Below are 14,376 nucleotides of genomic sequence, written 5' to 3'. Positions count from 1 at the left end.
CTCTAGGCTCAGTGGGCGACGGCGGCAGCGCCGTGCTCGTCGATGAGGGCTCCCGTGACGAAGCGCTCGAGGGCGAAGGGGGCGTTGAGCGGATGCGGCTCGTCGTTGGCGATCGTGTGCGCCATCGTCCAGCCGGCGCCCGGGGTTCCCTTGAACCCGCCTGTGCCCCAACCGCAGTTGACGTACATGTTCTCGACCGGCGCCTTGCCCACCACGGGAGAGGCGTCCATGGTGACGTCGACGATGCCGCCCCAGGTGCGCAGCAGGTGCGCCCGGGCGAAGATCGGGAAGAGCTCCACGGCCGCGGCCATCTGCTCCTCGATCACGTGGAACGCGCCGCGCTGGCCATAGCCGTTGTACGAGTCGATGCCTGCGCCCATCACGAGCTCGCCCTTGTGCGCCTGGGAGACGTACACGTGCACGTGATTGGACATCACGACCGTCGGGTGGACGATTTCGTGGAGCTCGGAGACGAGCGCCTGGAGCGGGTGCGACTGGATCGGCAGGTCGAAGCCGGCCATCTTCGCAAGGACGCTCGAGTGGCCGGCCGCGCAGAGCGCGACCTTCCCGGCATTGATGGTGCCGCGGTTCGTCTGGACTCCGACCACGCGGTTGCCGTCCTTGACGAAGCCGGTGACCTCGCAGTTCTGGATGAGGTCCACGCCGAGCTCGTCAGCCTTGCGGGCGAAGGCCCACGCGACGTGATCGTGCTTCGCGATGCCCGCGCGCGGTTGGAACGTGCCGCCGAGAACGGGGTAGCGGATCTTGTCGCTCGTGTTCAGGATCGGGCAGACTTCCTTGACCTGGTCCACGTCGAGCCATTCCGCGTCGACGCCGTTGAGCTTGTTCGCGCTCACACGGCGAACAGATTCGCGCACGTCCTGGAGCGTGTGCGCGAGGTTGAGCACGCCGCGCTGGCTGAACAGGAAGTCGTACTCGAGCTCCTCGGGGAGCTCCTCCCAGAGCTTGAGGGAGTGCTCGTAGATCGCAGCCGACTCGTCCCACAGGTAATTGGAGCGAATGATGGTGGTGTTGCGGGCCATGTTGCCGCCCGCGAGCCAGCCGCGCTCGAGCACCGCGATGTTGGTCATGCCGTGGTTCTTGGCGAGGTAGTACGCAGTAGCGAGGCCGTGGCCGCCGCCGCCGACGATCACGGCGTCATAGGAGGGCTTCGGGTCCGGGTTGCGCCAGAGGAAGTCCGGGTGTTCGGGGAGAAGGTCCGCCATCACTGGGCTCCGTTCGAGTCGGTAAGAGACGGTGTCAGGTTGGGGTACAGGGGGTGCTTGTCCGCCAGGAGCTGGACCCGTGCGCGGAGCGAGTTGGCGACCTCGTCGTCGAAGCCGGGCTTCAGCGCGGTGGCGATGATGTCCGCGACCTCACGGAACTCGGTCTCGCCGAAGCCGCGGGTCGCGAGGGCCGGCGTTCCGATTCGCAGGCCCGAGGAGACCATCGGCGGGCGCGGGTCGAACGGCACCGCGTTCCGGTTCACGGTGATCCCCATCCGGTGGAGGCGGTCCTCACCCTGCTGGCCGTCGAGATTGGAATTGCGCAGGTCCACGAGCACGAGGTGCACGTCCGTCCCGCCGTTGACCACGGAGACGCCGCCGGCCGCGACGTCGTCCTGGAGCAGCCGCTCGGCGATGATGCGCGCGCCCTGGAGCGTGCGCTCCTGCCGCTCGCGGAACGCCGGCTCGCCCGCCAGCTTGAACGCGACGGCCTTGCCCGCGATCACGTGCTCGAGCGGGCCGCCCTGCTGGCCAGGGAAGACCGAGGAGTTGACCTTCTTGGCGATCTCGGGGCTGTTGGTGAGGATCACCCCGCCGCGCGGACCGCCCAGGGTCTTGTGCGTCGTCGTCGTCACGATGTCCGCATGCGGCACCGGGTTCGGGTGGAGGCCGGCGGCGACCAGGCCGGCGAAGTGGGCCATGTCCACCATGAGGTACGCGCCCACGAGGTCCGCGATCCGGCGGAATTCGGCGAAGTCGAGCTGACGGGAGTAGGCGGACCAGCCGGCCACGATGAGCTTCGGCTGGTGCTCGAGCGCGAGGCGCTCCACCTCGGCCATGTCGATGAGCAGGCTCTCCCGGCTCACCTCGTAGGGCACGACCTTGTACAGCCGGCCCGAGAAGTTGATCTTCATGCCGTGGGTCAGGTGGCCGCCGTGGGCGAGCGAGAGGCCGAGGATGGTGTCGCCAGGCTGGAGCAGCGCGAACATCGCCGCGGCGTTCGCCTGCGCGCCCGAGTGGGGCTGGACGTTCGCGAACTCGGCACCGAACAGCGACTTCACACGATCGATCGCGAGCTGCTCGATGACGTCGACGTTCTCGCAGCCCCCGTAGTAGCGCTTGCCGGGGTAGCCCTCCGCGTACTTGTTCGTGAGAACCGAGCCCTGCGCCTCCATGACGGCGGTCGGGGCGAAGTTCTCGGACGCGATCATCTCGAGCGTGCTCTGCTGGCGCTTGAGCTCCTCGTCGATGGCGGCCTTCACGGCCGGATCTGTCTCGGCGAGCGAGCGGGTCAGGACGTCAATCACGCCGTCCTCCTCTACGTTCAGGGGTTTGGATGAGGGAACTAGTATGAGACTGATATATCAAAGCCTGATCACGAGTATGATTGAAGCCACAGTGCAAGTCAACCGTGCTGGCGGGAGAAGGGATTCGGCAGATGACAGTGAACGGAACACTCGCTACGGCGGAGCCGGGCGGAGCCGTCTCGCTGGCCGAGCAGGCCTATCAGCTGCTCAAGGATCGGCTCATCATGCTCGAGATCCGACCGGGCGAGCCCATCAACGACGGCCAGCTCGCCCAAGACCTCGGCGTGGGACGCACCCCGGTCCGCGAGGCCCTCAAGCGCCTCGAGACGGACCATCTCGTGGTCTCCTACCCGCGCCGCGGGACGTTTGCGACCGTCGTCGACATCACCGAACTCGCCGCGATCTCCGAGATCCGCGAGCTCCTCGAACCGCTGGCCGCGCGCCGCGCCGCGGAGAACGCGAGCGCTCAGCTGCGCGCCGAGATTCGCCAGAAGGCCAAGGAGATCAGCGTCCTCGACGCCGACACCAGCGACCAGACCGAGCTCATGCGCCTCGACCTCTCCGTGCACAAGCTCATCTACCGTGCCTGTGGGAACGCCCACCTCGAGGACGTCCTGATCCGCTACGACAACCTCGCCACCCGCATCTGGTGCCTCGTTCTGGACCGGCTTCCTCCCGTGGTCAGCCACATCTCCGAGCACACTTCGCTGCTCGAGGCGATTGCCGATGGCGATGCCGAGAAGGCCGCGCAGCTGGCCCTTGAGCACGTGTCCGGCTTCGAGAAGGCGGTCCGCTCGGTCCTGTAGCCGGGCCCCTCCCGTCGCGCAATTGTTGGTCTTCTGCGGGTGAAGGCGTCACCGACCCGCAAAAAACCGACAATTCCGGGGCCCGGGCCCGGGTCCGGAAGGAACGCGAGCTCACGCGAGCCAGTAGCGGCTGCCGTCCCGCTCCCGGCCGAGAATCCCCTCGTCGACCAGCGCGCGCCGGACGCGCGGGACATCCTCGACCCGATCGGCCAACCGCGCGTTGACCTCCTTCTCGGCGACCTCCTCGCCGGGCTCGAGCAGCTCGGTCCCGAGGGACCGCAGCACGTCGAGGAGCGGCCGCCGCTGACGGGGCAGCAGATCGAGCTTGCCCTCCGGCTTCGGCGGCCGGGCGGCGCGGACCGCGTCGAGCAGCGAGCGGATGGCGCCGTCGTCGACCGCTACGCGCCCCTCGGAGGGCTGCCTGAGCACGCCGGCCGTGAGCAGGAGGCGATCCAGCCGCTCATCGGAGGGAACGCCGTCGTGCCCTCCCAGTGAAATCTGGGCGAAGCGGGCCCGCGAGCGCCCGTTCGCCAAGGCGGCCAGCAACTGGATGAGCTGAGGCTCCATGGTCAGGTCCTTTCCTGCAGCTGCGCGTTGCCCCGCGCGAGTTTGACCGCGAAGGCAAGTGCGCCGAGTTGCCCCGTCCCGCGCGGGTCGCCGCCGAGGGCGTCGAAGATGCGGGCGAGCCGCTTGTGGAGGCTTTGCCGCTCGAGGAAGAGCACTCGCGCTGCCTCGGCGGTGTTGCAGCCGGCGGTGATCCAGACGTCGAGCGTTCGGACGAGTTCCCCGCCGCGACGCTGTTCGAGGTCGAGGAGCGGCCCGAGCGCCTCCTGCACGAACGCCTCCGACGCGTCGCGGCTCAGCTCCCGTTCGGCGAACCGTTCCACCACGAAATCGGCGCTGTCGTAGACCGAGTAGTCCCATTTCGAGGCGCGCCCCAGGCGCAGGGTGGTCCGCGCCTCGGCGAGCGAGCGCGACGCGCCGCGGATGGACGTCGCCGTCGGGCCGATCGCTCCGACCGTCCCAGTCCGCGCGAAGTCGCCGCGGAGAGCCGCGACAAGTTCGGCCCGCTGGGCGGCGCAGCGCCCGGCGGCGAACTCGACGAGCGCGACGACGGAATCCCCCTCTGTGTGGAGGCGCACCCTCGGCGCGGCGGCACTGGCGCGAGCTCGCAGCGCGCGCTCGATGCCCGCCTGAGGCTGGGCGCCCGAGGCGCGAAAGAGGGCGACGGCGACCGGGGAGTCGGGCGTGAGGCCCGACGCTTCCGCGAGCTCGAGCAGCTGGTCGCCCCCGCCCCCGGCAACCACCATGCGCATGAGGGCCTCGTCCGCCATCCGCGTCAGGCTTGGCCTGTGGCGTTGCGCGAGGGCAAGCGCCACGATGCCCCGGATTCGCTGGGCGACCGTCTCGAGCAGCGACACGTCGGCGTCGGGCGCTCCGTGCAGCTCGAGGCGGGCGACGTCGATGCCGCCCACGCTCAGGCCCACGCTCGCCACTGCAGCGCTGGCCGCACCGCCGTCGACGGCCAACGGCTCGCCCACCGCCTCCACGACGCCCAGCTCTGGGTCGACGACGGCGACGGCGACCACGGCGTCCCCGAAGGATTCCGCGGTGAGCTCGAGGATGGGCCGCAGCGCGGAGCCCGAGATGGCCATCCGCTCGGCAAGCCGTTGGGACAGCGCGTCGGCGGCCTGCAGCGCCTCGACTTGGCGGGACACGATGCGGCGGTTCACGGCCTCCGCGACCTCCACGAACGGCACGACCCTGCGCAGCTCGACGAGCGGGAGCCCGATCTCGTCCGCGGCGGCCACGACCTCGGCCGAGAGCAGGCGGCCCCCCGCCGTCTCGATCGCCACTCCTGCGACCGCCCGTTCCGCCAGGCTTCGCACGTACTCGAGCTGGGCTCCCGGGCGGAGCCCGAGGAAAGCCTGGCCGCCCGAGAGCAGGAGCTCGCCGCCTCGCAGCAGCGGCGCGATCTGCACGACCTCGCTCGAATGGACCCAGCGCACGGCGCGGCCCGGCACGGAGGCGGAACCCGCGACGACGACCGGGTCGCCGAAGCTCAGCGGCTCACTCGCGAGGACTTCGTCGAGGGGGAGGGACATGGGAGCCTCCGTTGATTCGAGTGACAGACTGTCGCCCCACAGTTGGCCGAGGGGTGACGGATCGAGTCTAGGGTGTGCCCGGCACCACATCTACTCTGGAATGAGCCGGCTGACCTCCCCACCATGTCCCACCCTCCCGCCCTCGAGAAAGCAGCAATCATGAGCCTCGACCCGCAGCGCTCCGAGAGCGCAACGCACAGCGTCGAAGATGTCCTGCAGCCCATCCCGGAATCCGCCCGCACGACGAAGGTGTCGGGGCAGTTCTGGATCTGGGCCGGCGCGAACGTCGCCCCGATCAACTGGATCCTCGGGGCCCTCGGCATCCAACTCGGCCTCGGCCTCGGCGACACCATGACCGTGCTCGTCATCGGCAACGTGATCGGCATGCTCGGCTTCGGCTTCTTCGTCCTCCTCGGACAGAAGACCGGCGCGACCGGCATGCTCCTCGCCCGCGGCGCCTTCGGCCGTCGCGGCGCGTACCTCCCCGCCGCGATCCAGGCGATCGTCGCCGTCGGCTGGTCGGCCGTCAACACGTGGGTCATTCTCGACCTCGTCATGGCGCTGTTCGGCCAGCTCGGCTGGGTGGACCCCACCCAGCAGAACCTCGTCTGGCGTGTCATCGTGGCCGCCGTCATCATGAGCATCCAGGTGGCCATCTGCTATCGGGGCTACGGCGCGATCGCGAAGTTCGAGCGGATCACCATGCCGCCCACCCTCCTCGTCCTCGTGGCGATGTCTGTCATCGCATGGACGCAGCTCCCCATCGACTGGGGCTATCAGGGCGCGCCGGGCCACATCCTCACGGGCGAAGACCGCATCGCCGCGATGTCCGGCATCATGACCGTGATCGGCATCGGCTGGGGCATCGGCTGGTTCACCTACGCCCCCGACTACTCCCGCTTCGTCTCGAAGAGCATCCCGAAGGCGAAGCTCTACCTCGCCTCCGTGCTCGGCCAGTTCCTTCCCGTGGTGTGGCTCGGCCTCCTCGGCGCAAGCCTCGCCACGATGAACGGCACAGCGGACCCGGGCGAGCTCGTGGTCAAGAGCTTCGGCGTCCTCGCGGTCCCGGTCATCCTGCTCGTCATCCACGGCCCCATCGCAACCAACATCATCAACCTGTACACCTTCGGCGTGGCCACCCAGGCGCTGGACATCCGGATCTCCCGGAAGAAGCTCTCGGTGCTGGTCGGCTGCCTCTCGATGGCCGCCGTCGTCCTCTTCCTCTTCGCCGAGGACTTCGCGACGCTCCTCGACAACTGGCTCGGCACCATCGTGGCCTGGGTCGCCACCTGGGGCGGCATCATGGCGGTCCACTACTTCGTCTTCGAGCGCAAGCACAGCGACTACGCCTACCTCTTCCTCAGTCCCCGCGATACGCGGCTCAAGGCGATCAACTCCTCGGCCCTCATCGCTTTCGGCGCCGGCCTGGTCATGACCTGGATGTTCATGTACGGCACACTGCCGGTCTTCCAGGGCCCGGTCGCCACGGCGATGGGCGGCGTGGACCTCTCGTGGCTCGCGGGGACCCTCACCTCGGCCGCGGTCTACTTCGGCCTCGGCTACCGCCGGTTCCGTTCCCGGACGGAACACGACACCCCGCTCATGGTGTCCTCGGCACCCTCGGCCACTGCAGCCCCCGCAGCCTCTTCGGCACAGAGCGCGTCATGAGCGTGTTCATGGAAGACCTCGACGCCTTCACCTATCGCGAGCGTCTGGCCTCCGGGAACCGGCTGGTCATCGTGCCCGTCGGCTCGGTCGAGCAGCACGGCCCACACCTCCCGCTCACTACAGACGTCATGCTCGCCCGGGCGATGAGCGCCCGGCTGGCCGAGGCGGTCGGCGGCCTCGTGGCGGCCCCGATCCTCTACGGCTACAAGTCCCAGCAGCGCTCCGGCGGCGGCAACCATCTCGGCGGGACGACGAGTCTGGATGCGACGACGATGATCTCGATCGCCCGCACCCTCACCCACGAGTTCGCACGGCACGGCGCCGAGCGCCTCGTGTTCGTGAACGGCCACTTCGAGAACTACCAGTTCCTCTACGAGGGGGTAGAGCTGGCGACGGCGGAGCTCTCCTTCCGCGGCAGATCCTCCACGAGCCAGAGGCTCGAAGCGATGCTGCTCTCGTATTGGGACTTCGTGGATCAGGGGACGATCGACGAGATCTACGAGGGCTCGTTCCCGGGCTGGGACGTGGAGCACGGCGGGGTCCTCGAGACGTCGCTCATGCTCCACCTCCACCCGGAACTCGTGGATCTCTCCCGCGTCATGGACCTCCCGCCGGCCGACCTGCCGCGTTACGACCTCCTGCCCGTCCGGTCCGAGCTCACTCCCGCTTCGGGCTGCCTCTCCTCGGCAGCGCGAGCTTCCGAGGGCGCTGGGCAGCTCCTGATGGAGCGGACGACGGCGGCCCTTGCCCAAGCGGTGGAGGAGGCCTTTGCACTTGAACGCAACAATGTTGCATTGATCGCGACAAGTTCTTGACCGTGACCCAGCCCACTCCTATTCTGGTGCAACAGCGTTGCGGTAACTGCAACCCCAAATTCCCCTGGTGGTTCCCATGAGCACTGACAACTCTTCTCTGGCCCCCGTGACACCCGACTCCTCCTCCAGCACCCCCAGCGGCCTCGGCAAGGACGCCCGCCGCCGCGTGCTGTGGGGCAGCTTCATCGGAAACTTCGTCGAGTGGTTCGACTACGCCGTCTACGGGTACCTCGCCTCGACGATCGCGGCGGCCTTCTTCCCCGAGTCCGACAAGCAGACGGCGCTGCTCGCGACGTTCGCGGTCTTCGCGATCTCGTTCTTCGTCCGCCCGCTCGGCGGCTTCGTCTGGGGGCACATCGGCGATCGGCTGGGGCGGCGAACGGCCCTCTCCCTGTCGATCCTGATCATGAGCGGCGCGACGTTCTGCATCGCGCTCATCCCGTCGTACAGCCTCATCGGCGTCGGGGCTCCGATCATCCTGCTCGTCATCCGCGTCATCCAGGGCTTCTCGGCCGCAGGCGAATACGCCGGCGCCTCGGCGTTCCTCGTCGAATACGCGCCGGCGAATCGCCGCGGCATGTATGCCGCCGTCGTCCCCGCGTCGACGGCGGCGGGGCTCCTCCTCGGGTCGCTGCTCGCGGCGGTGCTGTCGCTGGTCCTCAACGACCAGCAGATGGCCGACTGGGGCTGGCGCCTCCCGTTCCTGCTCGCGGCACCGATGGGACTCATCGGCCGGTACATCCGGACCAGGCTCGAGGACACGCCCGCGTTCCGGGAACTCGCCAAGGAAGACAAGGTGGACCACGCACCGGTCAAGGACATGTTCGCGCGGCACTGGCGCTCGCTCGTGCTTGCCGTCGGCGCGGTGCTGCTGAACGCCGTCGGGTTCTACGTGATCCTCTCGTACATGCCCACGTACCTCTCCACCGAGCTCGGGTTCGGCGCCACCGAATCGTTCATCGCCACGACGATCGCGCTCGTGACGTACATCGGGTTCATCTTCCTCACGGGCCTTGCCTCAGACCGCTTCGGCCGCAAGCGCGTGCTCATCACCGCCTCGGTGCTGTTCATCGCGCTCACCGTCCCGGCGTTCATGCTCCTCGACACCGGCAACTTCGCCGTGATCCTGCTCGTCGAGATCTTCCTCGGCGGAATGCTGACCCTCAACGACGGGACGCTGCCGAGCTTCCTGGCCGAGCTCTTCCCCACGCGGATCCGCTACTCGGGGTTCGCGGTGAGCTTCAACCTCGCGAACGCGATCTTCGGCGGCACCGCCCCGTTCGTGGCCACGCTGCTCATCGGGGTCCTGCACACGAAGCTCGCTCCTGCTTGGTACCTCGTGGCCGCGTCGATCGTCTCCCTCATCGCGGTGCTGTGCGCGAAGGAGACGTATCGGACACCTCTGGCCAAATAGAGCCCCTGGCCAAATAAAGCCCCTGGCCATCTAGCTTTCCCTCACGCAATCACAACCCCCTTATTAAGGAGAACCATGTCCATCGACATCACCCCCGCCGTGACATCCGTCGCCGAGCTCGAGCGCCTCAAGGTCCTGCACAACGGCGAGAAGCAGCCGCTCACATTCTCGGACGCCGAGTTCGAGCGACGCCTCGCGGGGCTCCGCCAGATCATGGTGGAGAAGGAACTGGACGCCGTCGTCCTCACCTCATACCAGAGCATCAAGTACTACTCCGACTTCCTCTTCACGTACTTCGGCCGCTCGTACGCCCTCGTCGTCACTCCCGACGACCAGGTCACGATCACGGCGAACATCGACGCCGGCATGCCCTGGCGCCGCAGCTACGGCGAGAACATCGTCTACACGGACTGGCGGCGGGACAACTTCTTCTTCGGGCTGCAGGAAGCGCTGCGCCAGCGTGGCATCACCGCTAAGCGCCTCGGCATCGAGGACGACACCGTCCCACAGCTCCAGCGCGAGCGGATCGCCGCGGCGTTCCCGGGTGCCGCCCTCATCGACGTCTCGCAGGCGGCCATGCGCCAGCGCATGATCAAGTCGGCGGAGGAAATCGAGGTCATCAAGCACGGTGCGCGCATCGGCGACCTCGGCGGCGAGGCCATCAAGGCGGCGATCCGCGAGGGCATCTCCGAGTACGAGGTCGCGCTCATCGGCACTGAGGCGATGGTCCACGAGATCGCCCGCACGTTCCCCGACTCCGAGATCCGCGACACGTGGGTCTGGTTCCAGTCCGGCATCAACACCGACGGCGCGCACAACTGGGCCACGACCCGGAAACTGCAGAAGGGCGACATCCTCTCGCTCAACTGCTTCCCCATGACCTCGGGCTACTACACCGCCCTCGAGCGCACGATGTTCCTGGGCCAGCCCGACGCCCGCTCGCTCGAGCTCTGGGAGATCAACGTGGAGGTGCACCGCCGCGGGCTCGAGCTCATCAAGCCCGGTGCGGTCTGCAAGGACATCGCGGCCGAGCTCAACGAGATCTACGTCGGCTACGGCCTGCTTCCGAACCGCACCTTCGGTTACGGCCACTCGTTCGGCGTCCTCTCGCACTACTACGGGCGCGAAGCCGGCCTCGAGCTGCGCGAGGACATCGAGACGGTGCTCGAGCCGGGCATGGTCGTCTCCATGGAGCCGATGATCACGGTGGCCGAGGGTCAGCCGGGCGCGGGCGGCTACCGCGAGCACGACATCCTCGTGGTCGGCGAGGACGGTGCCGAGAACATCACGAAGTTCGGCTTCGGCCCGGAGCACAACATCATCGAGGCCTGATCGCCCCGGGTCATACCGCTAGCCCTCTAGGGTGGAGTCCATGAGCGCCCCTTCTCCGATCTCGAACGCCGTAGCAGTCCTGCGCTGCTTCAGCGTGGACGAGCCGCTGCTCGGCGTCACGGACATCGCCGCCCGCGTGGGCCTGCACAAGAGCTCGGTCTCGAGGATCCTCGCGATCCTCGAGACCGAGGGCTTGGTGGAGCGGGACGAGCCGACGCGGCGGTTCCGGCTCGGTCTCGGCATCATCGGGATCGCCGGCCCGCTGCTCGCGGAACTCGACGTTCGACGCGTCGCCTACCCCGTGCTGCGCGACCTCGCCGAGCGCACCGGGGAAACCAGCGCGCTCCTCGTGTGGAACGGGAGCGAGGCCGTTTCCGTCGAACAGATCCCGAGCCGCCACCAGGTCAAGCACACCTCGACGCTCGGGACCCGATACGGGACGGCGCTGTCCGCGTCCGTGCAGGTTTTCCTCGCGTCCGAGGAATCCGAGCGCCTGCGCGAAGTGCTCGCAGCCGCTCCGGACGGTTCAAAGGTCGACGGCGGAACCGCGGCTTACGCGGGCCGACTCGCCGAGGCGCGCGAACGCGGATACGCCGTGAACTACGGCGAGACGTCGCCCGAGGAAGTCGGGGTGGCGGCGCCCGTGCACGACCACAGGGGCGACGTCGTCGCCGCCGTGCTCATCTCGGCGCCCCGCTTCCGCGTCTCCACGGAGGACGTCGCGTTCCTCGGCAAATCCTGTGCGGAGGCCGCGGCCGAGGTGACGCAAAGGCTCGGGGGGACGGCGTCCTCGTCCGGCTGAGCGGTCGGCCCCCCCCGTTTGCGCCGTCACGTCCGCCGGGTTCCAGCCGCCCGCCGTCGCCCGCACCTTGCAAAGGTGACGGCGCAACGAGCACGCGCTCGATAACAAGGCGACATCGATCGGCGCGTCACCTCTCCCCAACGCCCCTCTGCCGGGGCATCATGGAGGCGACGGCCCCGTTCGCGGTGGTCGTCGGACAATTTGAGCGTGTGCGGGGAGCACGGAGGCAGCCATGTCAGCGTCGGAGATCATCGACGCGGGGGTCCTGTTCGGGACCTTGATTCTTGGGTTGCTGGCGGTCGGCCTTGTCGTCATCGCGGCCGTCTTCCTCACCGGCGGTGTGCTGTCGATTCCCTACGCACTCGTCGCTCTCCTTGCCGCTGCTGTTCGGCGCGCCCGGCAGGCACGCCAGCGCGAAAAGGAACGGCGCGAACGGGAGCCGGTGGCGACGGCCACCGAGGAGCCCGCGGTCCGCCCGCCCGCCCGGCGCCGTAGGCCGCCGCGCCCGCTCCCGCACTAGCCCGCCCCACTCAGGGGGCTCCGGCCAGATAGTGCTCAGCCACCTGCGCCGGTGTGAGTGCCGTGGAGTAGACCGCGGCGTACTGGATCAGGCCGTTGAAGAAGCTCGGCGGCAACAGGTAGGGCGAGCCCGATCCCGTCACCCAACCTCCGAGGGCGCCGCACCCCATCTGCCAGTAGCCGGAGTAGCTCTGCCCCGCAGTGACGGCCGGGTTCGAGGCGACGAGCACGCCGTCGGCATAGAGCCGCATTCCGTTGGGCGAGAGCGTCGCGACGGCGTGGTGCCAGGCGCCGTCGGCGAACGACGTGCCGGCGGGTGACGCCGCGATCTTCGGGCCGCCGGCATTGACGCCGAAGACTATCCGACCCGCTGGATCGAGGTAGAGGTGGCGATCGTAGGACAGGCCGAGCACGCCGTGGGCGTTCGAGAAGCCGATGATCTTCCCGTTCCCTGCGGAGGTGGTGGCGAACCAGGCTTCGAGGGTGAACACGTTGGGGCTGGTCTGGAGGGCGGCGTCCGGGGTGTTGAGGCAGGTGGTGAGCCCGTCGAAGCGAACCGACGCCGGTGGCTGGTCCCGCAGGCAGCCCTTGCTCGCCGACGTCGTGGGAGCGAGGGAGTAGGAGCCCGTGAACCCATGGCCGGAGAGGTCGGCTTCGCTGGAACTCGAGGTGCCCATCGCGTAGGCAACGAACACCCCGGCCGTACCGCTTTCTGCCGCCCGGCAGCTGAAGAAGGTGCGCGCCCCGGCGGTGTTCGCCGTCGTCGTCACCTGCGCGGCGAAGGAAGCCCCGGAACCGAGCCCCATCCCCGTGCCGACCGCCACGAGCACGACGACCAGCGCGCCGAGCAGCGTGCGGGAGTTGCTCCGCGGACCCGCGTCCGCAGCCCTCGCCGCGTAGGCCCGGCCCCACCACAGCAGGAGGAGCGTGGGCATCGAGGCCGCGAGCAGTATCAGGGTCCACCCGCCCCAGTCCAGGTGGAGCGCAGGCACAAACCAGAAACGCCCGTCGGAACGCGCCGCCGTCGACTCCACGGTGCCGAGCTGCCCCGCGACGAGGTCGGCGTGGGCCCCCGAGTCCGCCGAGATGCGGACGGGCAGCAACCCGGTGGACACGAAGGTCATGGTGACGCCGCCCGCACCCGGGCTCCGGGTCACCTCCTGGACACCCACAAGCGGCCGCAGCACGAGGATGACGACGGCCGCCGCGAGGCTCTCGCCGACGACCCACACCGCGCGCCGGTGGAGCCAGTCCTTCACGCGGGCGGCCAAGAGCGCGAGCCCAATGCTGGCGCAGGCGAGGAGCGGAGCGGCGCGCAGGAGCCACCCGGCGCCGACGACGACGGCGGTCGCCTTCCCGAGGATCTGCTCAGGCGCCACCGGGTGCGGGTCGTCTGCTCCGTTGATGTCGCCCCGCGTGGTGACGGAGCCTGAGCCGACGGCGACGACCCGGTGGGTCACGACCCGTCCGGTGCCGCCGTCGTCGTACGCGATGATGTCTCCCGCGCGGACGTCGTCGAGACTCTGGACGCGGCTCGTCAGGACCAGCGATCCGACGGGTGCCGCCTCCCCCATGGAGGGCGTGCGGATATCGAACCACCGGCCGCCCGAAAAGGAGAACAGGACAGCGCCGCTCAGGAGAAGAAAGGCCGCGGCGGCGCTCAGCAGACGAATCAGCTTGAGGCCGACCAAGTGATGGGCTGTGACGCTTTAAGGCCCTGATAGGTGTTGTCCGCGGTGGAATTCAGGGTCACCGTGAAGGTGTAGCTCTGGGAATCGCCCGCGTTCAGCGGCACGAGCGAAATCGCTGATGCCGACGAGAAGGAATCAGCGGTTCCCGAAAAGACCGTCGTGGCGCCCGAGACAATCTGCAGTTGAAGTTTCGAGCAGAAATCGGTCGCCGACCCGCTCACTGAGCCATTCGCGGATTGAGTGCAGGTTCCGGGAGTCAGCGTGAACGCTGAGATCAATGCGGATCCCGTGTTCGTGAGCGTCACCGTAGTGGAGGTGGAGTCTCCCGGCAGCATTGCAAGGTCGCCGCCGTATTTGTTGATCGTGGAACACGTGGCGCTGTTTGTCGAAATGCCGCCGCCATCCGTGGAACTGCAGACCGAACTCCCCGAGGACTCCCGCAATGAGATGGTGCCCGATCCGGCGGTGTTCGCCGAGTTCGTAATCGACGCCGTAAATGCGGCCACGGCGGGACTCATGGACCCGGCCAGGACCAGCGAAGCAAATACCCCCCATAGTGCGGCCATTCGAGCACGCCGCTTCACATTATGTGTCAAGTCGAAGCCTTCCTGACGCGAGCCTCCGCGCGCCGTCCCCCATGCTGTTTCCGACCAGAAACATTATGCCGATCCTATGAGGAAGGAATTTGTCA

Annotated in this window: 14 protein-coding genes; 8 read left to right on the top strand and 6 right to left on the bottom strand. The window is 68.3% G+C overall.

Translation table 11 applies throughout. The features are described 5' to 3' along the window. Positions 1 to 8 precede the first annotated feature (8 nt). Both E5679_RS10455 and glyA read right to left on the bottom strand, forming a co-directional pair. Positions 9 to 1,226, bottom strand: a complete 1,218-nt coding sequence (locus E5679_RS10455; protein WP_138415500.1) for a sarcosine oxidase subunit beta family protein — start codon at positions 1,224 to 1,226, stop codon at positions 9 to 11. Beyond that, complete coding sequence (glyA, locus tag E5679_RS10450; RefSeq protein ID WP_138415498.1) at positions 1,226 to 2,533, bottom strand: serine hydroxymethyltransferase; 1,308 nt, start codon at positions 2,531 to 2,533, stop codon at positions 1,226 to 1,228. Before glyA ends, E5679_RS10455 begins: the two co-directional genes overlap by 1 nt. 131 nt (positions 2,534 to 2,664) lie before the next feature. On the opposite strand from glyA, the gene E5679_RS10445 reads away from it, so the two are divergent. Continuing rightward, on the top strand, positions 2,665 to 3,339 hold the full coding sequence (locus E5679_RS10445) for a GntR family transcriptional regulator (protein WP_138415496.1): 675 nt from the start codon (positions 2,665 to 2,667) through the stop codon (positions 3,337 to 3,339). Between the two features lie 111 nt (positions 3,340 to 3,450). On the opposite strand, the gene E5679_RS10440 is transcribed toward E5679_RS10445, so the two are convergent. Both E5679_RS10440 and E5679_RS10435 read right to left on the bottom strand, forming a co-directional pair. Further along, positions 3,451 to 3,906, bottom strand: a complete 456-nt coding sequence (locus E5679_RS10440) for a DUF2087 domain-containing protein (RefSeq protein ID WP_138415494.1) — start codon at positions 3,904 to 3,906, stop codon at positions 3,451 to 3,453. A gap of 2 nt (positions 3,907 to 3,908) precedes the next feature. Continuing rightward, a complete protein-coding gene (locus tag E5679_RS10435) occupies positions 3,909 to 5,444 on the bottom strand; it encodes a PucR family transcriptional regulator (protein ID WP_171042327.1) in 1,536 nt (511 codons plus the stop codon). A gap of 159 nt (positions 5,445 to 5,603) precedes the next feature. Here E5679_RS10435 and E5679_RS10430 point away from each other — a divergent pair, with 159 nt between their 5' ends. From E5679_RS10430 to E5679_RS10405, 6 genes are all read left to right on the top strand, one after another. Beyond that, positions 5,604 to 7,112 (top strand): purine-cytosine permease family protein, encoded by a 1,509-nt coding sequence (locus tag E5679_RS10430; RefSeq protein ID WP_138415643.1) that lies wholly within the window; start codon positions 5,604 to 5,606, stop codon positions 7,110 to 7,112. Next, the gene (locus tag E5679_RS10425) at positions 7,109 to 7,927 is read left to right on the top strand and encodes a creatininase (protein WP_138415490.1); all 819 of its coding nucleotides are present in this window, start codon (positions 7,109 to 7,111) and stop codon (positions 7,925 to 7,927) included. The genes E5679_RS10430 and E5679_RS10425 overlap by 4 nt, the downstream gene beginning before the upstream one ends. Before the next feature lie 76 nt (positions 7,928 to 8,003). Beyond that, a complete protein-coding gene (locus E5679_RS10420; protein ID WP_138415488.1) occupies positions 8,004 to 9,341 on the top strand; it encodes an MFS transporter in 1,338 nt (445 codons plus the stop codon). A gap of 75 nt (positions 9,342 to 9,416) precedes the next feature. Further along, complete coding sequence (locus E5679_RS10415; protein WP_138415486.1) at positions 9,417 to 10,673, top strand: M24 family metallopeptidase; 1,257 nt, start codon at positions 9,417 to 9,419, stop codon at positions 10,671 to 10,673. A 40-nt stretch (positions 10,674 to 10,713) separates the two neighbouring features. Continuing rightward, positions 10,714 to 11,475, top strand: a complete 762-nt coding sequence (locus E5679_RS10410) for an IclR family transcriptional regulator (RefSeq protein ID WP_138415484.1) — start codon at positions 10,714 to 10,716, stop codon at positions 11,473 to 11,475. Between the two features lie 232 nt (positions 11,476 to 11,707). After that, positions 11,708 to 11,995, top strand: coding sequence for a hypothetical protein (locus tag E5679_RS10405; protein WP_138415482.1), 288 nt, complete (start codon positions 11,708 to 11,710; stop codon positions 11,993 to 11,995). Between the two features lie 10 nt (positions 11,996 to 12,005). On the opposite strand, the gene E5679_RS10400 is transcribed toward E5679_RS10405, so the two are convergent. Continuing rightward, positions 12,006 to 13,685, bottom strand: coding sequence for a LamG-like jellyroll fold domain-containing protein (locus tag E5679_RS10400; RefSeq protein WP_138415480.1), 1,680 nt, complete (start codon positions 13,683 to 13,685; stop codon positions 12,006 to 12,008). Beyond that, positions 13,667 to 13,906: a hypothetical protein gene (locus E5679_RS21245; RefSeq protein WP_249336068.1), complete on the bottom strand. Its 240-nt coding sequence runs from the start codon at positions 13,904 to 13,906 to the stop codon at positions 13,667 to 13,669. The genes E5679_RS10400 and E5679_RS21245 overlap by 19 nt, the downstream gene beginning before the upstream one ends. Positions 13,907 to 13,946: 40 nt before the next feature. On the opposite strand from E5679_RS21245, the gene E5679_RS21240 reads away from it, so the two are divergent. Beyond that, positions 13,947 to 14,297 (top strand): hypothetical protein, encoded by a 351-nt coding sequence (locus tag E5679_RS21240; protein WP_249336067.1) that lies wholly within the window; start codon positions 13,947 to 13,949, stop codon positions 14,295 to 14,297. The last annotated feature ends 79 nt before the right edge of the window (positions 14,298 to 14,376 follow it).

The sequence above is a fragment of the Sinomonas gamaensis genome, from assembly GCF_005876955.1.
Lineage (GTDB): Bacteria > Actinomycetota > Actinomycetes > Actinomycetales > Micrococcaceae > Sinomonas > Sinomonas gamaensis.
The sequence above is the reverse complement of the archived record's forward strand: the minus strand, read 5'-3'. Positions and strand labels throughout refer to the sequence as shown.